This window comes from Blastococcus sp. SYSU D00922 (genome assembly GCF_054050495.1).
The window spans coordinates 1-23526 of record NZ_JBJGZL010000025.1 but is presented as its reverse complement, the minus strand read 5'-3'; the positions used below and the strand labels follow the sequence as shown (position 1 = coordinate 23526).

The following is a 23526-nucleotide window of genomic DNA, read 5'->3' as shown; positions in this document are numbered from 1 at the left end:
CGAAGTGGCCACTTCGGCCCCTCAGGAGGACAGGGCGGCGGGGGTCTCCGGCACCGGGACCTCCTGGGCCCGCGCCGTCTGGGCCAGCACGATCCCGGTGAGGACGACGGCGCCGCCCAGCACCTGCCAGCCGCTCAGCACCTGCTCCAGCCACAGCCAGGCCACGATCGAGGCGAACACCGGCTCGACGGTCGCGACCAGCCCCGCGGCGGTCGGCGCGAGGTGGCGCAGTGCGGCGATCGACAGCCAGAAGGGCACGACCGCGCCCAGGACGACGATCCAGGTCACGAGCAGCCACAGCGGCAGCTCCACCGAGCCGACGGACACCGGCACCTGCTCCGCGAGCACGCCGGCGTCGAACTGCCACCACGGTGCGGCGACGGCCCAGAACACCGCCGCCGAGACGAAGCTCCAGCAGGTGAGCGCCACCGGGTCGCGGGTGGTCGTGCCGCGCTCCCCCATCAGGTAGTAGGTGGCCAGGCAGAGCGCGGCCAGCAGCGCCGCGCCGACCCCGATCGGGTCGAGCGAGCCGCCGTCCTGCCAGACCTCGGCGACGAAGACCAGCCCGGACAGCGAGAGCAGCAGGGCGAGCCAGAGACGGCTGCGGACCTTCTCCTTGCGCACCAGCCACACGTAGAGCGCGATGAACACCGGGGCGGTCATCTCGAAGACCAGCGCGATGCCCACCGGCATCCGGCCGATCGCCACGTAGTAGAGGAACTGCGTGAGGGCGACGCCGATCACGCCGAAGGCTGCGAGGAAGGGGAGCTCGCGCCAGGTGACCCGCAGCCGCTGGGGCGCAACCAGCGCGAGGACCACGAGCAGCGCCACCGCCGCGCCGGTGCACCGGAGAGCCGTGAGCCGGGTCGGCGGGATGCCGGCCTGCAGCGCCAGGGTCGAGACGGTGCCGTTGACGGCGAAGAGCCCCGCTGCGGCCAGCGTGAGGACGTAGCCGAGAGCGGGGCGCGCGGTGCGGGGCACACGGGGAACGTAGTCCCCAATCATGCGGTTGCCACCTACGACCCGGTGGACCCGCGCCCGGACGGGTCGGACGGGGACGACAGACTGCAGACATGGACCTGCCCGCCGCCCTCTACGAGCCCACGGACGACGGTTTCCGGGCCACCGCGCTCACCATCGGCCCCTGGGACACCGGCCTCCAGCACGCCGGTCCGCCCGCGGCCCTGCTGCTGCGCGAGGCGGAGCGGGCGAGCGCCATCGAGGGCGGCCAGACGGTGCGGATGGCCTACGACATCTTCGCGCCGGTGCCGGTCGGCGAGGTGTTCCTGCGCTCGTCGGTGGTCCGCCCCGGACGGCGCATCGAGCTGGTCGAGACGGTGCTCACGGCGGCCGACGAGCGGCCGCTCATGCGGCTGTCGGCCTGGCGGATGCGCACCCGGCCCGACGGCGCCGGTCCCGAGGTGCCGGCGGAGCACCCCGCGGCCGCGCCGCCCGAGGAGAGCCGGGAGGAGGTGGCCGCCTTCTTCACCGCCGACGTGGCCTACCACCGGGCGCTGGACTGGCGGTTCCCCACCGGCAGCTTCAACTCGCCGGGGCCGGCGTCGGCCTGGACCCGGCCGCGGTGCACCCTGGTGGACGGCGAACCCATGTCGCCGCTGCAGCACCTGCTGGTCATGACCGACGCGGCCAGCGGGATCTCCGCCGAGCTGGACTGGACGGGGGCGACCTTCGCCAACGTCGACCTGCTGGTGTCGCTGCACCGGGCGCCGCGCGGGGAGTGGCTCGGCATGGACGCCGTCACGACCCTGGGCGGCACCGGGGCCGCGCAGTGCACGGCGGTGCTGTTCGACGCCGACGGGGCCATCGGCCGGTCGGCGCAGTCGCTGTTCGTGGAGCCGCGCTGACCGTCCGGCGGCGCGGCGCGGGACCAGGCAAGGTGGACGTGATGACAGGACGACGGACGGGAGCGGCATGGACGCGCTGACCGAGGTCAGGGACTGGCTGTCCGGCCGGGGCCTCGAGGTCGTGCTGATCATCCTCGGCTCGGTGCTGCTGGCGCGGTTCGTGTCGTGGATCGGCGGCCGCATCACCGATCGGATCGACGCGCGGTCCACGGGCGGCGACGCGCTGGTCAGGTCGGAGGCGGCCAAGCACCGGCACTCGCTGACCCAGGTGCTCACCTGGGCCGCCGTCGTCCTCATCTACTCGATCGCGGTGTTCTTCGTGCTCGACCGCCTGGGCGTACCGGTGACCGGCCTGGTCGCGCCCGCGACGGTCCTCGGCGTGGGGCTCGGCTTCGGCGCGCAGCGCATCGTCGGCGACGTCCTGGCCGGCTTCTTCATCATCACCGAGCGGCAGTACGGGTTCGGCGACGTCGTGAACATCAGCGTGGTGGGCGCCGCCGAGCCCGCGACCGGCACGGTCGAGGACGTGACGCTGCGCGTCACCCGGGTCCGCTCGCCCAACGGCGAGGTCGTCACCGTCCCGAACGGGCAGATCGTGAAGGTCGTCAACCTCTCGCGCGACTGGGCCCGGGCGGTCGTCGACGTCCCGGTCCCGACCAGCGTGGACGTCAACCGGGTCAACGAGATCCTCCGCGACGTCGGCCGGGAGGCGTTCCGCGATCCCGCGCTGCGGCCGTTGCTGCTCGACCCGCCCACCGTCATGGGCGTGGAGAGCCTCGACCTCGAGCAGGTCAACGTCCGGGTCGTGGCGCGCACGCTGCCCGGCAAGCAGTTCGAGGTGGGCCGCGACCTGCGCGCCCGCGTCGTCCTGGCGTTCCGGAACCAGGGGATGAACGTGCCCCCGCCGACCGCGGCCGCCGCGGCGGTCGACGGCGACGGCCACCCGGAGGAGGGGCGATGACCGAGCCGTCGACGACCGGCGACCAGCCGGCCGAGCAGGTGGCCGCGCCGACGGTCAGCACCGCTCCCGCACCCGGCGGTCCTCGCGCGCTGTTCCGGCGGATCCCGGGGCACCTGGGCCGCGCCCGCACCTCCACCGTGGTCCTGGCGGTGCTCTTCGTCGGGATCTACGCGCTCTACCTGAACGTGAAGCCGCCGGCGCCGGGGACGGCGACGACGTCCACTACGGAGACCAGCACGAGCCAACCGGCGCCCGGCCCGACGCCGACGACGACCGCACCGGAGACCTCGGCGGAGCCCACGCCGTCGGCTCCTCGTACCACGTCCAGCGCGCCGACCACCGCCCCGGAGCCGACGACCTCCGAGCAGCCGACCGGCACCTCGCCGCCCGAGGAGACGGCTGAGCCCTCGCTGCCGACGACGAGCGCGCCGCAGACGCGCGGCAGCACGCCGACCCTGCAGAGCCCGCCGGGCTGACCCGTCAGAACGAGGTGACGACGGCGATCCCCGGTCGCCGGCCGACCTCGGCGAGGGCTGCGGGGGACTCGTCCAGGGCCAGCTGCCGGGTGACCAGCCGGCCCGGGTCCAGCCGGCCGGCGGCGATCAGCCCGAGCAGCTCCGGGTAGGCGTGCGCGGCCATGCCGTGGCTGCCGAGCACCTGCAGCTCCAGGGCGATGACCCGCTCCATCGGCACCGCGGCGCGGCCCTGCTCCGGCGGGAGCAGGCCGACCTGCACGTGCCGCCCGCGCGGCCGGAGGCTCCGCACGGAGTTCGCGCAGGTCGAGGGCGCACCCAGGGCGTCGAGGGACACGTGCGCTCCCCCGCCGGTCAGCCCGAGGACGCCGGACGGCACGTCGGCCCGCCCGTCCACGGCGTGCTCGGCACCGAGCTCCCGGGCGAGGTCGAGCGCGGCCGGGGACACGTCCACGGCGACCACCCGGGCGCCGGCGGCCACCGCGATCTGGACGGCCGACAGCCCGACGCCGCCGCAGCCGTGCACCGCCACCCACTCCCCCGGCCGCACGCGACCGACCTGCGCGACGGCGCGGAACGCCGTGGCGTACCGGCAGCCCAGGGCCGCGGCCGTGGCGAGCTCCATGTCCTCCGGGACGGCGACGAGGTTGACGTCGGCGGCGTCGAGGGCGACGAACTCCGCCAGCGATCCCCAGTGGGTGAAGCCGGGCTGGGTCTGCCGGACGCACACCTGGTGGTCCCCGGCCGCGCACTGCGCGCAGCGCCCGCAGGCGTTGACGAAGGGCACGGTCACCCGGTCGCCGACCCGCCAGCTCCGGACGCCGGACCCCACGGCCGCCACCGTGCCGGCCAGCTCGTGCCCGGGGACGTGCGGCAGGACGACGTCGGGGTCGTGCCCCTGCCAGGCGTGCCAGTCGCTGCGGCAGATCCCGCTGGCGCCCACCTGCACCACGACGCCGTCCGGGGCGGGGCCGGGGGCCGGGACATCGCGGACCGCCAGCGGGCCGGCGAAGGACTCGAAGAGCAGCGCACGCACCCCGTCAGCGTGCACGGCGGGGTCCCTAGAGTCGGCGGGGTGTCCACCCTGACCGTCGCCGGGCGCTTCTGCGGCCCGCCCGGAACCGCCAACGGCGGGTACCTGGCCGGCCGGCTCGCGGCGCTGGTCGGCACGCCGGCGGTGTCCGTCCGGCTGCGCCGGCCCACCCCGCTGGACCGCCCGCTCGACGTCCGGAGGGCCGACGCCGGCGTGGAGCTCCGCGACGGCGACGACGTGCTGGCCACCGCGGCACCGGCCGACCTGGATCTCGCGGTACCGCCGGCGCCGTCCCCCGCGGAGGCGGCGGCCGCCCAGGCGGCCCTGCCGCCGCGGACCGACCACCCGTTCCCGCGCTGTTTCGGCTGCGGCCCGGCGCGCGTCCCGGGCGACGCGGTGGCGGTCTTCGCCGGCCCGCTGCCCGACCGGCCGGACCTGTGGGCCGGGATCTTCCGCCCGACCGCGGAGCTGCCGTCGGCGGACGGCGCCGCGGCGCCCGAGACCGTGTGGGCGGCGCTGGACTGCCCGTCGTTCCAGCCCATCGCGTCCACGGCGCCCCACCTGCTGGGCACGATCACCGCCCGCCAGGACGCACCGGTGCGGCTGGACACCGACCACGTCCTCCTCTCCTGGATGGTCGCCCGGGAGGGACGGCGCTCGACGACCGCGTCCGCGCTGGTGGCGCCCGACGGAACGGTCGCGGCGCGGGCGCGGGCGATCTGGTTCGAGGTCCCCCCTGCCTGAGACCGGTGTTTCACGTGGGACATCAGACTGTCCCCGTGGACGACGACCTCACCGCCCTGCGGGACCGCTGCGACCGCGCGCTGAACCTGCACGGCCCGCAGTCGGCCGCCGACCTGCTGGCGACCGTCCCGCCGGGCACCGCCACCGACCACTACGGCGAGGGCGGCGTCGTGGCCGAGCTGGAGCGCGAGGTCGCCGGCCTGCTCGGGTTCCCGGCCGCGGCCTACCTGCCCAGCGGCGTGATGGCGCAGCAGGCGGCGCTGCGGGTGCACGCCGACCGGCGCGGACGGCGCACCGTCGTCTACCACCCGATGAGCCACCTGGAGCGGCACGAGGACCGCGCCCCGCAGCGCCTGCACGGGCTGGTCGGGCGCCCCGTCGGCGACCAGAACCGGCTGCTGCTGCGGGCCGACCTGGACGGCGTGGGCGAGGCGCCGGCCGTGCTGCTCGTCGAGCTGCCCCAGCGCGACCTCGGCGGGCAGCTGCCGCCGTGGGAGGACCTCGTCCAGCAGGTGGAGTGGGCCCGCGGGCGCGGCGCGGCCGCGCACCTGGACGGCGCCCGGCTGTGGGAGGCGAGCGCCGGCTACGACCGGTCCCCCGCCGAGATCGCCGGCCTGTTCGACACCGCCTACGTCAGCTTCTACAAGGGCATCGGCGCCCTCCCCGGCTGCTGCCTCGCCGGCCCGGAGGACGTCGTCGCCGAGGTCAGGGAGTGGCGGCGCCGGATGGGCGGCACGCTGTTCGGCCTCTGGCCCGGGGCGGCGTCGGCGCTGAGCTGCCTGCGCCGCCGGCTGCCGCTGATGCCTACCTACCTCGCGCGGGCGCGGGAGATCGCCGGCGCGGTGCGCGACCTCCCCGGCGTGACCGTGGTCCCCGACCCGCCGCAGTCGCCGATGCTGCACCTGCTGCTCCGCACGAGCCCGGACGCGCTGCGTGCGGCGGTCCGGCAGCTGGCGGAGGACGGGCTGTGGACCTGGCAGCGGTTCACGACGACCAGCGACCCGGGGGTCCAGCTGGTGGAGCTGTCGGTCGGCGACGCCACGATGGCCCTGTCGCTGGAGGAGATCCGGAAGGCCTTCGCCACTCTGGCCGGCTGATCAGCAGGGGCCGGTGTGACGCCTGTGATCCGGCGTCCTAGGATCGGCGGTGGCTCACGAGAGGCAGCGACAAGCACCTGGCTGGCTGCCCGGCAACCTCTACTCCGTCTGAGGTGCTCCCAGGGGAAGAGCCGGCTGGGCGGCGTCCGCCGTCCGGCAAGGACGGAGTCTCCTGCGCGCCGCGGGCTTCTCCGCGAGCGAAGAGGAGACGGCGCATGACCGACCCGCAGAGCTGGAGCTTCGAGACCCGGCAGATCCACGCCGGCACGAGCCCCGACCCCACGACCGGCGCCCGCGCGCTGCCGATCTACGCCACCACCGCCTACCAGTTCCGCGACAGCCAGCACGCCGCGGACCTGTTCGCGCTGGCCGAGATGGGCAACATCTACACGCGGATCATGAACCCGACGCAGGACGCGCTGGAGCAGCGCGTGGCCTCGCTCGAGGGCGGCGTCGCGGCCCTGGCCGTGGCCAGCGGGCAGTCGGCGACGACGCTGTCGATCCTCAACATCGCCGAGTCCGGCGACCACGTCGTCGCCTCCGCCTCGCTCTACGGCGGCACCTACAACCTGCTGCACCACTCGCTGCCGAAGCTGGGTGTCCAGGTGTCCTTCGTCGAGGACCCGGACGACCCGGAGGCCTGGCAGGCCCTGGTGCGGGACAACACCAAGGCGTTCTTCGGCGAGACCATCGGCAACCCGAAGGGCGACGTCCTCGACATCGAGAAGGTCGCCGAGGTCGCCCACCGCAACGGCGTCCCGCTGATCGTCGACAACACCATCGCCACGCCGTTCCTCATCCGGCCGTTCGAGTTCGGCGCGGACGTCGTCGTCCACTCGGCCACCAAGTACCTGGGCGGGCACGGCACCGCGATCGCCGGGCTGATCGTGGACGGCGGGACGTTCGACTGGGGCAGCGGCAAGTTCCCCGGGTTCACCACCCCCGACCCGACGTACCACGGCGTCGTCTACAAGGATCTCGGTGCGCCGGCCTACGCGCTCAAGGCCCGCGTGCAGCTGCTCCGCGACCTCGGCCCGGCCATCTCGCCGTTCAACGCCTTCCTCGTCGTCCAGGGCATCGAGACGCTGTCGCTGCGCATGGAGCGGCACGTGCAGAACACGATCCGCGTCGCCGAGTTCCTGGAGGCCCACGACGCGGTGGACCGCGTGAACTACCCGGTCCTCGAGTCCTCGCCGTGGCACGCCGCCCAGCAGAAGTACGCGCCGCGGGGCGCCGGCGCCGTCCTCACCTTCGAGCTGCACGGCGGCCGGGAGGCCGGCCAGAAGTTCGTCGAGGCGCTGGAGCTGCACAGCCACGTGGCCAACATCGGCGACGTCCGCAGCCTCGTGATCCACCCCGCGTCGACGACGCACTCGCAGCTCACCGCCGAGGAGCAGCTCACCACCGGTGTCACGCCCGGCCTGGTGCGCCTCGCCGTCGGGCTGGAGGGGATCGAGGACATCCTGGCCGACCTCGAGGCCGGCTTCCGGGCCGCCAAGTCGGCCTGACGATGGGCGGATGGGTCGAGGGGGACCCGGTCGGCGACCGGGTCTTCCTCGACCTGCCCGCGTTCTCCCCGGAGCGCGGTGGTGAGCTGCCGTCGGTCCGGGTCGCGTACGAGACGTGGGGGACGCTCGCGGCCGACGGCGACAACGCCGTGCTCGTCGAGCACGCGCTCACGGGCGACAGCCACGTCGTCGGTGCCGCCGGCCCGGGGCACCCGACGGCCGGCTGGTGGGACGGGCTGGTCGGACCGGGCGCCCCGCTCGACACCGACCGGTTCTTCGTCGTCTGCGCCAACGTGCTCGGCGGCTGCCAGGGGACGACGGGGCCGTCGTCCCTCGCCCCGGACGGGGTGCGGTGGGGCTCCCGCTTCCCCGAGGTCACCGTCGGCGACCAGGTGCGGGTGGAGGCGGCGCTGGCCGACGCCCTGGGTATCGCGCGCTGGGCCTGCGTGGTCGGCGGCTCGATGGGCGGGATGCGGGCGCTGGAGTGGGCGGTGGCGATGCCCGAGCGCGTGGACGCGTTGTTCTTCCTCGCGTCGGGGGCGGTCGCCACCGCCGACCAGATCGGCACCCAGACCACGCAGCAGGCGGCGATCCGGGCCGACCCGGCCGATCCGCCGGTCGCCGGCCTCGGCATCGCCCGCCGGATCGCGCACCTCACCTACCGCAGCGCCTACGAGCTCGGCGAGCGCTTCGGCTCCCGGGTGCAGGAGGACGGCCGGTTCGCCGTCGCCTCCTACCTGGACCACCACGCCGACAAGCTGGCGGCCCGCTTCGACGCCGACAGCTACGTGCTGCTCACCCAGGCGATGAACACCTGGGACGTCGGCCGCGGCCGCGGCGGCGTGGAGGATGCGCTGGCCCGGGTGACCGCGCGGTCGGTCGTCGCCGGCGTGGACAGCGACCGGCTGTACCCGATCGCGCTGCAGCAGCAGGTCGCCGACGGCCTCGGCGTCCCGCTCGAGGTGATCCCCTCCCCCTACGGGCACGACGGCTTCCTCATCGAGACCGCCGCCGTCGGCAAGCTCCTCCGCGAACTCCTCGCCTGAGCCTTAGCCGAGATCACGTGATCTCGGCACATCGGGGGCCCTGAAGCGCCGAGATCACGCGATCTCGGCGGAGATCCGCGGTCGGGATAGCGTCGGGCGCATGAGCTACGACGTCGCCGCGGTCCGCGCGCAGTTCCCCGCGCTGCGGGCCGGGACCGCCCACTTCGACGGTCCCGGCGGCACGCAGGTCCCGCGCCAGGTGGCCCACGCGGTCGCCGCGACGCTGGGTTCACCGATCTCCAACCGCGGCACCGTGACCGCGGCCGAGCGGACCGCCGACGACGTCGTCACCGCCGCCCGGCAGGCGCTCGCCGACCTGCTGGGCGCCGACCCGCGCGGCATCGTGTTCGGGCGCAGCGCCACCCAGCTCACCTTCGACGTCTCGCGGGCGCTGGCGGCGGGCTGGGGTCCGGGGGACGAGGTCGTGGTCTCGCGGTTGGACCACGATGCGAACGTCCGCCCGTGGGTGATCGCCGCCGAGGCCGCGGGCGCGACCGTGCGCTGGGCGGCGTTCGACCCCGCGACGGGCGAGCTGACCGCCGACGACGTCTCGGAGGTGCTCACTGAGAGGACGCGGCTGGTGGCCGTCACCGGGGCGTCCAACCTGATCGGCACACGCCCGCCGGTGGCCGAGATCGCCGACCGGGTGCACGCCGTGGGTGCGCTCCTGGCCGTCGACGGGGTGCACCTCACCGCGCACGCGCCGGTCGACGTCCGCGCGCTGGGCGCGGACCTCTACACCTGCTCGCCGTACAAGTTCCTCGGCCCGCACTGCGGCGTGCTCGCCGCCGACCCGGCGCTGCTGGAGTCGCTGCGGCCGGCCAAGCTGCTGCCGTCCACCGACGCGGTCCCCGAGCGGTTCGAGCTGGGCACGCTGCCCTACGAGCTCATGGCCGGGACGACGGCGGCGATCGACTTCCTGGCGGACCTGTCCCCGGCCGGCGGCACGCGGCGCGAGCGGCTGGTCGCGGCCATGACCGTGCTCGAGGAGTACGAGGACGGGCTGCGCGCCGAGCTGGAGGCGGGCCTGACCGCGCTGCCCGGCGTCCGGCTGTGGTCGCGCGCGGCCCACCGCACGCCCACGCTGCTGCTGACCTTCGACGGCCGGGACGCCGCCGACGCCTACCGGTTCCTGGCCGAGCGCGGCGTCAACGCCCCGGCCGGCTCGTTCTACGCCATCGAGGCCAGCCGCTGGCTCGGCCTCGGCGACACCGGCGGGCTCCGGGTCGGCCTGGCGCCCTACAGCGACGCCGACGACGTCGCGCGCCTGCTCACCGGCCTGCGGGAGTGGCTCGCCGTCCGCTGAGCCGTGCGCCTCAGGCCAGCGCGTCGCCCGGCACCATCCCGGCCGGCGGGAGCTTGCGCCGGACCACCGGGCGGACCTTGCGGGCCTCGGGCAGCCGCTCGTAGTACGCGGCCGCGTTGCCGCGGATGTGCAGCAGGTCGTCCTCGGTCGCCTCGCGGACGACCTTGGCCGGCACGCCGGCGATGACCGAGCGCGGCGGGAACTGCTTGCCCTGGGTGACGACGGCGCCCGCGGCGACGATCGAGCCCGAGCCGATGTGCGCGCCGTTCATGACGACGCTGCCCATGCCGACGAGCACCTCGTCGTCGATCCGGGCGCCGTGGAGGACGACCCGGTGCCCGACGGTCACGTTCCGGCCCACCACCAGCGGAAAGCCGGGGTCGGAGTGCAGCGTGCAGCCGTCCTGCACGTTCGAGCCCTCGCCGATCTCGATCGTCTCGTGGTCGGCCCGGGCCACGGCGCCGTACCAGATGCTGGCCCGCGGCCCCATCGTCACCGCGCCCACCACGACCGCGGTGGGCGCGACGAAGGCGTCGTCGTCGATCTTCGGGGCGCCGAAGGGCAGTTCTGCGATGTAGTTGTCCGCCACGCCGTCAGCACAGCACAGCCCCGGCCGCCGCGCACAGTCCCCACGCGCGGCAGACTCCCCGCATGGCCGCACCGCTGCCCCCGCTGCCCACCTCCGTCGTGGGGAGCCTCCCCCAGCCCGGCTGGCTGATCGACCGCGACCGCCTGGCCCACCAGTTCCCGCCCCGCGTCCGCGCCCGGGAACTCTGGCGGGTGGCGCCGGAGCTGCTGGCCGAGGCGCAGGACGACGCCACGCTGCTGGCGATCCGCTCGCAGGAGGAGGCGGGGCTCGACATCGTCACCGACGGCGAGATCCGCCGGGAGTCCTACTCCAACCACTTCGCCACCGCGCTGGACGGCATCGACCTCGACACCCCGGGCAGCGTGCTGAACCGCTCGGGCAAGCCGATCCCGGTGCCGCGGGTGGTCGGGGAGATCCGCCGTCCGCGGCCGATCGACGCCGACGACGTGCGGTTCCTCCGGGCGCACACCGACCGCGCGGTCAAGTTCACCGTCCCCGGCCCGTTCACGATGGCGCAGCAGGCCCAGGACGACCACTACGGCGACGACCGCGCGCTGGCGCTGGCCTACGCCGACGTCGTCCGCGCCGAGATCGCCGACCTGTTCGCCGCGGGCGCCGACATCGTGCAGATCGACGAGCCGTGGCTGCAGGCACGTCCGGAGATCGCGCGGAAGTACGGCGCCGAGGCCGTCACCCGGGCCGTCGAGGGCGCGCCGGGCCCGGTGCACCTCCACCTGTGCTTCGGCTACGCGGCGATGGTGTCCGAGCGGCCGGAGGGCTACTCGTTCCTCCCCGAGCTCGCCGACACCCCGGTGGACACCGTGGCGGTCGAGACGGCGCAGTCGCACCTCGACCCGGCCACGCTGCGGCCGCTGCGGAGCAAGGGCATCGCGCTGGGCGTCCTCGACCTGTCCACGCCCGAGGTGGAGACGCCGGAGGTCATTGCCGACCGGGTGCGCCGGGCGCTGGAGGACGTCGACGTCGAGCGGCTGGTCCTCACCAGCGACTGCGGCCTGAAGTACCTGCCGCGGGAATCGGCCGCCGGGAAGATGCGCTCCCTGGCACTCGCCGCGGAGGTCCTGCGAGCCGAGCTCTAGGACGCGACCTCCGCCAGCGCCCGCGGGATCTCCGCGGGCAGCTCGCGGGCGAGGAAGCCGAGCCGGCCCACGGCCGATGCCAGCCGCTCGCCGCAGCGGCCGTGCAGGAACGCCGCCCACACGGCCGCCTGCGCCGGGTCGGCGCCGCGGGCCAGCAGGCCGCCGGTGATGCCCGCCCGCACGTCTCCCGAGCCCGAGACACCGAGACCCGCGGTGCCGCTGTCGTCCTGCCAGATCCGGCCGTCCGGCGAGGCGATCCACGACGTGGCACCGCCCAGCCCGACGACGGCGCCGGTGCGGTCGGCGAGCCGCGCCGCGGCGCCGGCGGGGTCGTCGTCGATCTCCCGCTCCTCCACGTGGAGGGCGTAGGCGATCTCGGTCGGGTTGGGCGTCAGCACGACGCGCCCGTCCAGGTGACGGACGGCCGCGTCGTTCGCGGTGACGCACGACAGCCCCAGCGCGTCCAGCGCGAGCGGGCCGGACAGGTGGGGCAGGAGCCGCTCGCCGAAGGCCGCCGTCTCCTCGGTGTCGGCCATGCCGGGCCCGATCAGGACGGCGTCCGCGGACTCCGCGAGGTCCCGGACCGTGTCGGCCGCCGCCGCGCTGATCGCGCCGCCGTCGGTCTCCGGGAGCGCCCGCACCAGGGCCTCGGGCAGGGCGTTCGTGGCGAACGGCGCCAGGGACGCCACGGTCGCCACCTGCAGCTTCCCGGCGCCGGCGCGCATCGCGGCCTCCGCGGCGAGCAGCACGGCGCCGAGGGTCTCGGTGCTGCCGCCGATCACCAGGATGGAACCGCGGGCGTTCTTCCCGCCCGAGGGCTCCGGCAGCGGCCAGCCGCGCAGGACCTGCGGGGTGACCAGCGTGGGGTCAGGGCTGCTGCGCGGCATCGGGCTCCTCGGTGACGTCCTCGTCCTCGGCGACCAGGTGGTCGACGGCGTTGAACTCGGCCAGCCGCAGGTCGCCGGCGTCGTCCATCTCGTAGCGGGTGAGGGAGGCGTTGGCGACCTGCTCCTCGCGGTCGACCGCCATCAGCTCCTGCTCGGTCAGCTCCTCGAGGATGTAGCGGAGCACCATGATCACGGCCTGGTGGGCGACGATCATCAGCCGCTCGCAGTCGTGCCGCAGCGCCTCGGTGGCCAGCAGGCTGCGCAGCCGCAGGGCGACGTCGGCCCAGCTCTCCCCGCCCGGGGGCCGGTAGTAGAACTTCCCGAGCAGGTCGCGCCGCTTGGCCTCCTCGGGGTACTGCTCGCGGATCCCGGCGCCGGTCATCCCGTCGAACGCGCCGAAGTCGCGCTCGCGCAGCCGCTCGTCGGTGCGCACCCGGACGTCGAGGCCCGCCGTGGCCAGCTGCGCGGTGGTCAGCGCGCGGGCGAACGGCGAGCTGAGCACGGCGGTCGGGCGCTGGTCCTCCGGCAGGTCGGCGAGGTGGCGGCCCAGGGCCTCCGCCTGCGACCGCCCGGTGTCCGACAAGGGGACGTCGGGGTCGCGGATGTCCAGCTGCAGCCGGCCCGCGCCCGCCTTCTGCGCCCGCGCGTCGGCGACGTTGCCCATGCTCTCGCCGTGGCGGACGAGCCACACCACCACCGGCCCCGGTCCCCGATCACTCACCCGGACGCCGGTAGCCGCGCAGCCGAGCACCGAAACCGTCGTCCCCCGACGGCAGGATGGCGCCGTGACGCTGCCCACCGACCTGCCGGTGCTGCCGTTCGCCGACCAGCCCGCGCTCGAGGCGTGGCTGGAGGCCGAGCACGCCACCGCTCCCGGCCTCTACGTGAAGATCGCCAAGAAGGGCACCGGCATCCCGTCGGTCGACTGGGAGCAGATGGTCGAGGTGCTGCTCTGCTTCGGCTGGATCGACGGCCGGGCCAACCGGGTCGACGACACCTGGTACGTGCAGCGCATCACCCCGCGGCGGCCGAAGAGCGTGTGGTCGCTGAAGAACGTCGCGACCGTCGAGCGGCTGATCGCCGAGGGGCGGATGCGCCCGGCCGGGCTGGCGGCGGTCGAGGCCGCGAAGGCCGACGGGCGGTGGGAGCGCGCCTACGCGGGTCCGGCGACGATCACCGTGCCCGACGACCTGGCGGCGGCCCTGGACGCCGAGCCGGCGGCGCGGGCGGCGTTCGACGGCCTGGACGGCCAGAACCGCTACGCCGTCCTCCACCGGGTGCACACGGCGGGCACCCCGGCCACGCGGGCGAAGCGCATCGCGGCCGCCGTCGACATGCTGCGGAACGGCCGCACCCACCACTGAGTCAGGGCGCGACCGAGGCCCGCTCCCGCCAGAAGGCGGTGTCGCGCCGGCGCCACCACAGCATCAGCCCGATGCCGGCGGCCATCACGCCGACGCCGATCACCAGCGGCGGCCCGACACCGAGCCACGCCTGCCCGGTGTAGGAGTTGTCCGGGTCGGCGAGGTCGCGCACCGACAGGACGAGCAGCCAGGTGAGCATCGCCGCCCCGGCCAGCGGGCCGACCCCGAGCAGCAGCAGGTTCCGCACGCTGCGCAGCAGGTGCCGGCGGAAGTACACCGCGCAGGCCAGGCCGGTGAGCGCGTAGTACAGCGCGATGAGCAGCGACAGCCCGGTGATCGAGTCGTAGAGCGCGTTCTCGCTGATGAGCCCCACGACCACGTACCAGGCCACCCCCACGGCGGCGACCCACCAGGTCGAGACGTCCGGCGTCCGGTGGGCGGGCGAGATGGACGCGAACCGCCGCGGCAGCGCCCCGCGCCGCGCCATCGACAGGCCGGTCCGCGAGGCCGGGATGATCGTCGTCTGCGTCGAGGCGATGGCGGACGTGGCGACGGCGAGCAGCACCACCCAGTCCCAGCCGCCCAGCGTCTCCGACGACAGCAGCGCGAAGACCGCCTCCTCCTCGTCGGCGTTGTCCGCCAGGAACGCCGTCCCGGCGAAGGAGACGACCGCGGCGGCCACGCCCAGGTAGGTGAGCAGCAGGACGACCGTGGAGAGCACCGCGGCGCGCCCGGGCGCCGTCCGCGGGTTCGTCGTCTCCTCGGTGAGGTTCACCGCCGACTCCCAGCCCCAGTAGGCGAAGACGCCGAGCAGCAGGCCGCTGGTCAGCGCCGCGCCCCCGGCGCCGAAGGGGTCGAGCCAGTCCCAGGACGGCGTGAGCGCGCCGAACGGGCTGTCGCCCCGCAGGCCCCGCGCCTGTGCCACGACGGCGAAGACCGCCAGCGCCGCCGTCTGGGCCAGGATCAGCCCGTTCTGCAACCGGGCCGACACCTCGGTGCCGCGCACGCAGATCCAGGCCATGAGCAGGATCAGCGCGACGGTCAGGCCCATGACGACCGGCGTCGACTCCGTCCACCCGTCGAGTCCCACGGCCAGCAGGGTGAAGCGGACGCCGACCTCCGAGAGCGAGCCCAGGACGAGGACGCCGGTCATGGTGATCGCCCAGCCGCCGATCCAGCCGGTCCACGGCCCCAGCGCACGGGTGACCCAGGAGAACGTCGTCCCGCAGTCGGGGTCGACGCGGTTGAGCGCGGCGAAGGCGCCGGCGATGAGCAGCATCGGCACGAACGACGCCAGCAGCACGCCCGGGGCGTGCACGCCGACCAGCGCCACGACCGGCCCGATGACGGCGGCCAGCGAGTACGCCGGCGACGTCGCGGCGAGGCCGATGACGAGGGAGTCGACGAACCCCACCGCGTCGGGGCGGAGCGTGGGCTCCGGAGGGGCGGGTGTCCGGACGGTCACGTCCGGATCGTGCCAGTCCGATCCGGGACGGCGTGCCGGGGCCTCAGCCCAGGCGGACGCCGAACCGGAAGCCGCGCTGGTCGACGCTGGTGACGGCGACCGGCGAGCCGTAGGTGCGGGCGTGCACCATCATGCCGTTGCCGATGTAGAGGCCCACGTGGCTGATCGGGTTGTAGAAGAAGACGAGGTCGCCGGCCTGGAGCTCGGCCCGCGAGACCTGGGTGCCCAGCTGCGACTGCGCGCGGCTGGAGTGCGGCAGCGAGACGCCGGCCGCGGCGTAGGCGTAGGACGTGAGGCCGGAGCAGTCGAAGGCGTCGGGGCCCATCGCCGCGTGCTGGTAGCGGTCGCCGACCTGGGCCAGCGCGGTCTGGATCGCCGCACCCGCCGCGCCGGGCGGCATGGGCAGGTCGCGCGGCGCCTGCAGCGTGCGGCCGGCGACGGCGGTGGTGACGGCGGCCTGCTCGGCGGCCGACAGGCGGGCGAAGTCGGCCTGGTAGGCGTCGACCTTCTCCTGCAGCTCGGCCTGCTGGCCCTGCAGCTGCTCGAGGCCGGCGCGGGCGGCGGCCGCGGCCTGGTCGGCGACCGCCTGGGCCTGCTGCGCGGCGCGCTGCGCCTGCGAGGCCTCGGTGACGACGGCGTTGGTGTGCACGGCGATCATGTCCAGCGTCGTCATCTGCTGGACGAGCTCGTCGGCGGACTCGCTGGTGAGGAAGGCGGCGACCCGCGACTGGCTCTTGGCGGTGAACCCGCTCTGCGCGATCGCCCGGATCTGGGGCGCGTAGACGTCCAGGGCCTGCTGGGCGACCGCCGCGGCGGCCGCGGCGTCGTCGGCGGCCTTCTGCTGGTCGGCCACGATCAGCTCGGCCTCGTGCAGCTGCTCCTCGATGGCGGTGAGCTGCTGGGCCGCCTCCTGCACCAGCTTCTGCGCCTCCGCCGACGTCGCGGGATCGGCGGCTGCCGGAGCCGGGGCGAGGACGCCCGTCGCGACCGCGAGCAGCGCCCCGCTGAGAGCGAGGAGGGCACGGGAACGGCGCCGGGTCGTCGTGCGCGAGGACTGCACCGTCCGCCTCCGTCGGTTGCGCCGGACCCGGGGAAGGGGTCACGTTCGTTGCGCGTCAGAACGGACGGTAAGGATCCGGTGTCGACAAGTAGGGGAAGGCGCGCTGTCACAATCCGTCGATCCGCACCGCGTGTCACACGTGCACCAGTGGTCGACGGCAGTCCCGCGCGTTCCCGCGAAAGCACCGCAGACGAATGTGCGCCCAGGGTCCATTCCGAAATGGACCCTGGGCGCACATCCGTGCCCCCGGGAAGGGGGCGACGACGTCGTTCAGCCGGCGAGGGGCTCCTGGGCCTGCAGGCCCGCGACCGTGTCGAGGTCGCGCAGGATCGCGGCGAGCTCGTCGGCGGTCCACGCCTCGCAGCAGTCGCACTCGCCGTCGGCGTAGCTGGCGAGGCCGAGCTTGCCGCCGGCCTGGTCCTCGGCGATGGCGAGGTGCCCGGCGACGGGGTGGCGGTGGCAGGCGCAGCCGGTGGCGCACAGCCCCAGCCCCCAGCCGGAGATGACGACCGTGCGGCCGTCGTCCCGGACCTTGCCCACCTGGAAGACGGACGGCTTGCGACTCCTGGTCACGGAGTCCTCCCCTCGGTCCCGGAGAAGTCGGGACCCGTGTGCCTGTGCTGGATCGAACTGGACGAGATATCGGCAGGAATCGGCGGGTGCTGAATCCCGTGCGCCGGAATTTCGTCCGTTTTCGGGGTTTAGCGGCGTCGCTCTCCCGGTACCCAGCGTAATCAGCTCAGCACGACCCGTCCCCGGCATTTGTCACCGACGGTTCTCCAGGACCGTTGTGCAGAACTGCACCGTCCCGACTCACCTCGCGGGACGGATGTGACAGGAGGGGCGGAGCCTCGTCAGCTCGCGGGGCTGACGCTGCTCATGTTGAAGTCCGGCACCCGCAGCGGCGGCATGGCGCAGCGGGTGAACCAGTCGTTCCACTCGCGCGGCAGCGTCCGTTCGGTGCGCCCCGCCTGGACCGTCCGGCCCAGCAGGTCGACCGGCGACTCGTTGAAGCGGAAGTTGTTCACCGCCCCGGTCACCTCTCCGCCCTCGACGAGGAAGACGCCGTCCCGGGTCAGGCCGGTCAGCAGCAACGTCTGCGGGTCGACCTCGCGGATGTACCAGAGGGTGGTCAGGAGCAGGCCGCGGTCGGTGGCCGCCAGCATCTCGTCCAGGGACGCCGTCGCCGTCGGGTCCTCGAGGACCAGGTTGTCCACCGCCGCCGTCGCGGGGGCGGTGGTCTTCAGCGCCCAGGCGCGCGGGCGGATCAGGTTGGTGAGCGTGCCCTGCTCGATCCAGCTCACCGCCGGGCTGGCCATCCCGTTGTCGAAGACGGAGGCCGAACCCGAGGAGGCGCCGACCACCTGGAAGGGCGCGGTCTCCAGGCCGGGCGCGTGCGGGTCGCTGCGCAGCGTCAGCGGCAGCGCGGCCAGCCGCTCCCCCACCCGGTTGCCGCCGCCGGGCTTGGCGAAGACGTTGCGGCCCTCGTCGGCGTCCCGGGCCTCCATCGTCCAGTAGAGGTAGATCATCAGGTCGCTGACCGCCGACGGCGGGAGCAGCGTCTCGTAGCGGCCCGCCGGCAGCTCCACCCGCCGCTTCGACCAGCCCATCTTCCGCTCGACCTCGGCGGCGAGGCCCGCCACCGAGACGTCGCGGAAGTCGCGCGTGCCCACGCCCGCCCACACCGAGCGGCTGAAGTCGGGGCTCTTGCCGTTGAGCTCCACCCGTCCCGTGGGCTGGTCGTGGCGCAGCCGCAGGCCGGTCGAGCTGCCCAGGTAGGTGGTGGCCATCTGGTGCTCGGCGAACCCGTAGAGCAGCTCGCCCCGGTCGCGCGCCTCGCCGAACGCCTGCCCGAGATCCGGCGCGAAGCCGGCGAACACGTCGATCGACGTCTCGGCCGCGGGGGCCGCCCAGTCGCCGTTCCCGGGCGGCTCGTCGCCGATGAGCGGGACGGCGTCCTCCGCGGGGCCGGCGTCCCGGGCGGCCTGCTCGCTGGCCGCGACCAGCTCGTCGACGTCCGGGGTGCCCGTGCGGGTGACGGTGCCGGCCGCCACCCCCGCGCCGCCGTCCACGAAGGAGACGACGACGACCTGGCGGGAGCGCATCGCCCCGTTGGTGGTCAGGCTGTTGCCCGCCCAGCGGAGGTTGGCCTCGGAGCTCTCGACGACGAAGGTGATCTGGTCGTCGGCGGTCGAGGCCGCGAGGCACTTCTCGACCAGCTCCTGCGGGGTCACCCGGCTCATCGCCCGGCCTCCTGCACCGTGTTGAGGATGTTGACGCCCTCGAACAGCGCCACCGGGCACCCGTGGCTGACCGGGGCGACCTGGCCGGGCTGCGCCTTGCCGCAGTTCATCGCGCCGCCGAGCACGTAGGTGTCCGGCCCGCCCACGACGCGCATCGAGCCCCAGAAGTCGGTCGTCGTCGCCTGGTAGGCGACGTCGCGCACCTGGCCGGCGAGCCTCCCGCCCTCGATCCGGTAGAACCGCTGGCCGGTGAACTGGAAGTTGTAGCGCTGCATGTCGATCGACCAGCTCTTGTCGCCGACGACGTAGATGCCGTGCTCGACGCCGGCGATCAGGTCCTCGGTGGACGGGCCGTCCGGGTCGGGGCGCAGCGAGACGTTGGCCATCCGCTGCACCGGCACGTGGCCGGGGGAGTCGGCGAAGGCGCAGCCGTTCGAGCGGCCCAGACCGCGCAGCCGCGCCATGTTCCGGTCGACCTGGTAGCCGACCAGGACGCCGTCCTTCACGATGTCCCACTGCTGGCCGGCGACGCCCTCGTCGTCCCAGCCGACCGTCGAGAGGCCGTGCAGGGCGGTGCGGTCGCCGGTCACGTTCATCAGCGGCGAGCCGTACTGCAGGGTGCCCAGCTTGTCGACGGTGGCGAACGAGGTCCCGGCGTAGGCGGCCTCGTAGCCGAGCGCCCGGTCCAGCTCGGTGGCGTGCCCGATGGACTCGTGGATGGTCAGCCACAGGTTCGAGGGGTCGACGACGAGGTCGTGCCGGCCGGCGGTGACCGACGGCGCCTTCGTCTTCTCGCGCAGCAGCTCGGGGATCTCGGCCAGCTCGGCGCGCCAGTCCCAGCCGGTGCCGGTCATGTACTCCCAGCCGCGGCCGACCGGCGGGGCCAGGGTGCGCATGCTCTCGAACGAGCCGGTCGCGCGGTCGACCGTGAGTGCCGTGAACTCCGGCTGGATCCGGATGCGCTGCTGGCGGGTGCGCGTGCCGGCGGTGTCGGCGTAGTACTTCTGCTCCTTCACGTGCATGCACCGGCTCTGCACGTGCTCCACGCCGTCGGCGGCCAGGAGCTGCTCGGAGAGGTCGGTGAGCAGGCCCGACTTCTCGGCGTCGGGGACGGTGAACGGGTCGACGTCGTAGGCGGAGACGTAGACGGCGTCGGCGTGGACGGGCTCGGGGGCGATCTCCACGCGGTCGCTGTTGATCGCCGAGGACACCGTCGCCACGGCGACCGCCTCCTCCGCCAGGCGCACGGCCTCGGCGGCGGTGAGGACGACGCCGGCGGCGAAGCCCCAGGTGCCCTCGTGGACGACGCGGACCGACAGGCCGAGGTCCTCGCCGTCGACGGACGCCTCCGGGCGGGCGTCGCGCAGGCTGATCGTCTGGGTGCGGATCCGCTCGACCCGGATGTCGGCGTGCTCGCAGCCCAGGTCGACCGCCCGGGTCAGCGCGGCGTCGGTGAGCGCGGACAGCGGCAGGGCGAGGAAGGAGTCGTCGATGGCGCGGGCTGGCACGCGCCCCTGTCTACCAGCCGTCAGCCGAGTTCCTCGTCCACCCAGCACCAGCGCCAGGCCTCGCCCGGCTCGGCGCTGACGACGACCGGGTGCCCCGCGGAGCCGAAGTGCGCGCGGGAGTGCCGGCGCGGGGAGGAGTCGCAGCAGCCGACGTGCCCGCAGGTCAGGCAGCGGCGCAGGTGCACCCACGTGGTCCCCTCGCGCAGGCAGTCCTCGCACGCCGAGGCCGGCTCGGACTCCCCCACCGGGGCGGACACCAGGTGGGCGCAGAGGGCGCCGCCTGCCCGGGGGACCAGCGCGCGGTCGCGCTCGCGGCTCTCGAGCTCCTCGTGGCGGTCGAGCAGCGACTCCTCCACGTCGATCGCCGCGAGGGCCGCCGACAGCACGTCGTTGGGCGCCGTGCCGTCGTCCCGGGCCCGCACGACCACCTCGCGCTCGGCGGCCAGCATCTGCATCCGCAGTCGTGCGTAGGTGTTCGACGGGGTCTCCTGGTCGGCGAGCGGCCGGCCCAGCCGCTCCCACGCCGCGTGCGAGCGCGCCACCGACCGGTCCTTCAGCCGCTCGACCACGCCGGCGGGCTCGTCGCCGGTCACCAGTTCGCGCAGCCGGCGCAGACCGGCGGCGTTGGCGGCGTCCCCCAGCTCGGCGGCCCGCAGCGCGTCCTCGGCCGGGTCCGGCGGCGGCAGCCCCACCCGGCGGACCAGCCAGGGCAGCGTCGACCCCTGCAGCAGCAGGCTGCCGACGACCACGGTGAACGCGGCCAGGAGCAGGACCTCCCGGTCGGGCAGGTCCTCGGGCAGCAGCTGCGCGGCGGCGAGGGTGACCACGCCGCGCATGCCGGCCCACGAGACCAGCCCGGCGACGGCGGGGCTCCACGCCTGGCGGCGCATCCACGGCGTGCCCGAGCGCAGGATTCCGGCGACGCCGAAGACGAACACCGCCCGGGCGACGATCGTGGCGACCAGGACCGCGGCGCAGACGGCGGCGATCCGCCCGGCGCCCAGCCCGCTGTCGGCGGCGTCGGAGAGCAGGCCGGGCAGCTGGAGCCCGATCACGAGGAACACCGCGTTCTCGAGGACGAAGGCGACGGTCCGCCAGGTGATCTGCTCGGTGACCCGCGCCGACGCCGTCTGCACCCGGGGCGACAGGTGGGCCAGGGTCAGGCCGGTGACGACGGTGGCCAGCACCCCCGAGGCGTGGACGCGCTCGGCCGGCAGGAAGGCGAGGTAGGGGGCGACGAAGGAGATCAGCGTGTCGAGCACCGGGTCCTTCACCCGCGCGCGGAGCACGGCCAGCACGGCGGCGACGGCACCGCCGACGAGCACGGCGCCCACGACCGCCCACAGGAAGTCGCCCGCGACCTCCGGGGCCGACGGCGACGAGGACAGCGCCGAGACCGCCACGGTGAGGGCGATCAGGGCGGCGGCGTCGTTGACCAGGCTCTCCTGCTCGAGCAGCGTGGCCACCCGCCGGGGGAGCCCGAGCCGGCGGCCGACCGCCGCGGCCGCGACGGCGTCGGGCGGCGCGACCACGGCACCGAGGGCGAGCGCGGCGGCGACCGCCACGCCCGGCAGCACCAGCCAGGTGACCCAGCCGACGACGACGGTGCTGAAGACGATGAGCACCACCGACATCAGGACGATGCTCAGCTTGTTGTGCTTGAAGTCGAACAGCGACGTGCGCTGGGTGGTCGCGTAGAGCAGCGGCGGGAGCAGCGCGTGCAGCACGAGGTCGGGGTCGAGCTCGATCTCGGGCACGTGCGGCAGGAACGACGCCGCGGCGCCGACGACCACCAGCACCAGCGGCGTCGGCCAGCCGAACCGGTCGCACAGGCCGGCCACGAGGCCGACGGCGATCACCAGGGCCACGATCTCGGCGGTCACGTCCACGACCGCCACCAACCGCCGCCCCGTGCGGCGGTGTTCCCGCGCCCCGGCACGGGTAGCCGAAGGCCATGGCCCAGCCCCCCGGACAGCCCGCGGACGACGTGACGATGACCTTCGGCGGCAACGCCACGATGCTGCTGCGGATCGGCGCGTTCACGCTCCTCACCGACCCGAACTTCCTGCACCGGGGCCAGCGGGCGCGGCTGGGCTACGGCCTGCGCGCCAAGCGGCTGACGGAGCCGGCGCTGCAGCCCACGCAGCTGCCGGCGCTCGACGGGATCCTGCTGTCGCACATGCACGGCGACCACTGGGACCGGATAGCGACGAAGTCGCTGCCCAAGGAGACGCCGGTGGTGACGACGTCCGAGGCGGCGAAGTGCCTGGCCGACCGCGGCTTCTCCGCCACCGCAGACCTGGAGCCGTGGCAGACGCACGAGTTCACCCGCGGCACCGACACCCTGCGGATCACGGCCGTTCCGGGCGTGCACGGCCCGGGACCGCTGGCGAAGCTGCTGCCCGCGGTGATGGGCAGCGTCGTGGAGCTCGTCCGGGACGGCGGTGACGTGGCCTGGCGGGGCTACATCAGCGGGGACACCCTCTACCGGCCGTTCCTGGGCGAGGTGCTGGAGCGGTGCGGGCCGCTCGACGTCCTCATCCCGCACCTGGGCGGCACGAAGGCGCTCGGGCTGACGGTCACCATGGACGGGCAGCAGGGCGCGGACCTGGTCGAGCTGCTGAAGCCGCCGGTCACGGTGCCGGTCCACTTCGACGACTACGACCGGTTCGCCTCCCCGCTGGGCGACTTCCTCGCCGAGGTCGGCCGCCGGGAGCTACCCGGCGAGCTGCGGGCGGCACAGCGAGGGGAGACCATCTCCCTGCGTGCTTAGAAGGCGTCCCCGGTCCGCCAGGCCATCACCTGGAGCGTCCAGCCGTTGCCGTCGGGGTCGCTGAACGCCGCGTACTGCACGCCTCCGCCGACGTCCAGGATCTCGCCGACGTCGACGCCGCGGCCGATCAGCTCCGCGCGGGCCTTCTCGATGTCGTCGACGACGAGGTGCAGCCCGCGGACCGATCCGGGCGTGCCCTCGTAGGCCGGCACGCCGGTGCCGAAGCCGACGGAGCAGGCGGAGCCGGGCGGGGTCAGCTGCACCACCCGGACGCCGGCCGCCGGCCGCACGTCGACGTCGAGGACGAAGCCGAGCTGCTCGGCGTAGAACGCCTTGGCACGGTCGACGTCGGCCACCGGGATGGGGACGAGTTCGAGCTTCATGTCCATGACGGACCTCCTCACGTGGTGGCCGGGGGGGGGGGGGGGGGGGGGGCGCGGGGGGGGGGGGGGGGGGGGGGGGGGGGGGGGGGGGGGGGGGGCGGGGGGGGGGGGGCGGGCTGAAGGG

At 74.6% G+C, this 23526-nt stretch carries 23 protein-coding genes and 1 riboswitch; of the genes, 11 read left to right on the top strand and 12 right to left on the bottom strand.

All coding sequences use genetic code 11. The features are described 5' to 3' along the window. Window positions 1-21 precede the first annotated feature (21 nt). Window positions 22-981: an EamA family transporter gene (locus ACI78T_RS20610; protein WP_456560003.1), complete on the bottom strand. Its 960-nt coding sequence runs from the start codon at window positions 979-981 to the stop codon at window positions 22-24. A gap of 92 nt (window positions 982-1073) precedes the next feature. Between ACI78T_RS20610 and ACI78T_RS20605 the strand changes: the two genes are divergently transcribed. From ACI78T_RS20605 to ACI78T_RS20595, 3 genes are all read left to right on the top strand, one after another. Continuing rightward, window positions 1074-1865 carry a thioesterase family protein gene (locus ACI78T_RS20605; RefSeq protein WP_456560002.1) on the top strand — a complete coding sequence of 264 codons (792 nt, stop codon included), beginning with the start codon at window positions 1074-1076 and terminating at the stop codon, window positions 1863-1865. 67 nt (window positions 1866-1932) lie between these two features. After that, the gene (locus ACI78T_RS20600; RefSeq protein ID WP_456560001.1) at window positions 1933-2826 is read left to right on the top strand and encodes a mechanosensitive ion channel family protein; all 894 of its coding nucleotides are present in this window, start codon (window positions 1933-1935) and stop codon (window positions 2824-2826) included. Continuing rightward, complete coding sequence (locus ACI78T_RS20595; RefSeq protein WP_456560000.1) at window positions 2823-3302, top strand: hypothetical protein; 480 nt, start codon at window positions 2823-2825, stop codon at window positions 3300-3302. Before ACI78T_RS20600 ends, ACI78T_RS20595 begins: the two co-directional genes overlap by 4 nt. A 4-nt stretch (window positions 3303-3306) precedes the next feature. On the opposite strand, the gene ACI78T_RS20590 is transcribed toward ACI78T_RS20595, so the two are convergent. Then, on the bottom strand, window positions 3307-4350 hold the full coding sequence (locus tag ACI78T_RS20590) for a zinc-dependent alcohol dehydrogenase family protein (RefSeq protein ID WP_456559999.1): 1044 nt from the start codon (window positions 4348-4350) through the stop codon (window positions 3307-3309). Window positions 4351-4374: 24 nt separating this feature from the next. Here ACI78T_RS20590 and ACI78T_RS20585 point away from each other — a divergent pair, with 24 nt between their 5' ends. The 5 genes from ACI78T_RS20585 to ACI78T_RS20565 all read left to right on the top strand — a co-directional run bounded on the left by ACI78T_RS20585 (window position 4375) and on the right by ACI78T_RS20565 (window position 10033). Further along, window positions 4375-5076, top strand: coding sequence for a hypothetical protein (locus tag ACI78T_RS20585; RefSeq protein ID WP_456559998.1), 702 nt, complete (start codon window positions 4375-4377; stop codon window positions 5074-5076). A 35-nt stretch (window positions 5077-5111) separates the two neighbouring features. Beyond that, window positions 5112-6173 (top strand): threonine aldolase family protein, encoded by a 1062-nt coding sequence (locus ACI78T_RS20580; protein ID WP_456559997.1) that lies wholly within the window; start codon window positions 5112-5114, stop codon window positions 6171-6173. Between the two features lie 52 nt (window positions 6174-6225). Beyond that, window positions 6226-6342: riboswitch (SAM riboswitch) on the top strand. A gap of 46 nt (window positions 6343-6388) precedes the next feature. Continuing rightward, on the top strand, window positions 6389-7681 hold the full coding sequence (locus ACI78T_RS20575) for a bifunctional o-acetylhomoserine/o-acetylserine sulfhydrylase (protein WP_456559996.1): 1293 nt from the start codon (window positions 6389-6391) through the stop codon (window positions 7679-7681). Between the two features lie 2 nt (window positions 7682-7683). Next, window positions 7684-8727: a homoserine O-acetyltransferase MetX gene (gene metX / locus ACI78T_RS20570; protein WP_456559995.1), complete on the top strand. Its 1044-nt coding sequence runs from the start codon at window positions 7684-7686 to the stop codon at window positions 8725-8727. 100 nt (window positions 8728-8827) lie between these two features. After that, complete coding sequence (locus tag ACI78T_RS20565; RefSeq protein WP_456559994.1) at window positions 8828-10033, top strand: cysteine desulfurase-like protein; 1206 nt, start codon at window positions 8828-8830, stop codon at window positions 10031-10033. 10 nt (window positions 10034-10043) lie between these two features. On the opposite strand, the gene ACI78T_RS20560 is transcribed toward ACI78T_RS20565, so the two are convergent. Continuing rightward, window positions 10044-10622: a gamma carbonic anhydrase family protein gene (locus tag ACI78T_RS20560; protein ID WP_116450715.1), complete on the bottom strand. Its 579-nt coding sequence runs from the start codon at window positions 10620-10622 to the stop codon at window positions 10044-10046. 62 nt (window positions 10623-10684) lie between these two features. Here ACI78T_RS20560 and ACI78T_RS20555 point away from each other — a divergent pair, with 62 nt between their 5' ends. Continuing rightward, window positions 10685-11719, top strand: a complete 1035-nt coding sequence (locus ACI78T_RS20555) for a uroporphyrinogen decarboxylase family protein (RefSeq protein WP_456559993.1) — start codon at window positions 10685-10687, stop codon at window positions 11717-11719. Here the strand turns inward: ACI78T_RS20555 and ACI78T_RS20550 are convergent. Continuing rightward, entirely contained in the window at window positions 11716-12606 is an 891-nt protein-coding gene (locus tag ACI78T_RS20550; protein ID WP_456559992.1) for an NAD(P)H-hydrate dehydratase, read from the bottom strand. The two genes, ACI78T_RS20555 and ACI78T_RS20550, sit on opposite strands and share 4 nt — an antisense overlap. Next, window positions 12587-13327, bottom strand: coding sequence for a histidine phosphatase family protein (locus ACI78T_RS20545; RefSeq protein WP_456559991.1), 741 nt, complete (start codon window positions 13325-13327; stop codon window positions 12587-12589). The genes ACI78T_RS20550 and ACI78T_RS20545 overlap by 20 nt, the downstream gene beginning before the upstream one ends. Window positions 13328-13391: 64 nt before the next feature. Between ACI78T_RS20545 and ACI78T_RS20540 the strand changes: the two genes are divergently transcribed. Then, entirely contained in the window at window positions 13392-13970 is a 579-nt protein-coding gene (locus ACI78T_RS20540) for a YdeI/OmpD-associated family protein (RefSeq protein WP_456559990.1), read from the top strand. Window position 13971: 1 nt separating this feature from the next. Here the strand turns inward: ACI78T_RS20540 and ACI78T_RS20535 are convergent, their stop codons facing one another. The 6 genes from ACI78T_RS20535 to ACI78T_RS20510 all read right to left on the bottom strand — a co-directional run bounded on the left by ACI78T_RS20535 (window position 13972) and on the right by ACI78T_RS20510 (window position 22135). After that, window positions 13972-15435: an APC family permease gene (locus ACI78T_RS20535; RefSeq protein ID WP_456559989.1), complete on the bottom strand. Its 1464-nt coding sequence runs from the start codon at window positions 15433-15435 to the stop codon at window positions 13972-13974. 43 nt (window positions 15436-15478) lie between these two features. Further along, a complete protein-coding gene (locus tag ACI78T_RS20530) occupies window positions 15479-16495 on the bottom strand; it encodes a C40 family peptidase (RefSeq protein WP_456559988.1) in 1017 nt (338 codons plus the stop codon). Between the two features lie 270 nt (window positions 16496-16765). Continuing rightward, window positions 16766-17068: a hypothetical protein gene (locus ACI78T_RS20525; RefSeq protein WP_116450709.1), complete on the bottom strand. Its 303-nt coding sequence runs from the start codon at window positions 17066-17068 to the stop codon at window positions 16766-16768. Window positions 17069-17349: 281 nt separating this feature from the next. After that, window positions 17350-18738 carry a metallopeptidase TldD-related protein gene (locus ACI78T_RS20520; RefSeq protein WP_456559987.1) on the bottom strand — a complete coding sequence of 463 codons (1389 nt, stop codon included), beginning with the start codon at window positions 18736-18738 and terminating at the stop codon, window positions 17350-17352. Next, the gene (locus tag ACI78T_RS20515; protein ID WP_456559986.1) at window positions 18735-20246 is read right to left on the bottom strand and encodes a TldD/PmbA family protein; all 1512 of its coding nucleotides are present in this window, start codon (window positions 20244-20246) and stop codon (window positions 18735-18737) included. The genes ACI78T_RS20520 and ACI78T_RS20515 overlap by 4 nt, the downstream gene beginning before the upstream one ends. A 20-nt stretch (window positions 20247-20266) precedes the next feature. Continuing rightward, the gene (locus ACI78T_RS20510; protein ID WP_456559985.1) at window positions 20267-22135 is read right to left on the bottom strand and encodes a cation:proton antiporter domain-containing protein; all 1869 of its coding nucleotides are present in this window, start codon (window positions 22133-22135) and stop codon (window positions 20267-20269) included. A gap of 65 nt (window positions 22136-22200) precedes the next feature. Here ACI78T_RS20510 and ACI78T_RS20505 point away from each other — a divergent pair, with 65 nt between their 5' ends. Further along, window positions 22201-23019, top strand: a complete 819-nt coding sequence (locus tag ACI78T_RS20505; protein ID WP_456559984.1) for an MBL fold metallo-hydrolase — start codon at window positions 22201-22203, stop codon at window positions 23017-23019. Here ACI78T_RS20505 and ACI78T_RS20500 read toward each other — a convergent pair. Then, on the bottom strand, window positions 23016-23408 hold the full coding sequence (locus ACI78T_RS20500) for a VOC family protein (RefSeq protein ID WP_456559983.1): 393 nt from the start codon (window positions 23406-23408) through the stop codon (window positions 23016-23018). The two genes, ACI78T_RS20505 and ACI78T_RS20500, sit on opposite strands and share 4 nt — an antisense overlap. Window positions 23409-23526: the final 118 nt, after the last annotated feature.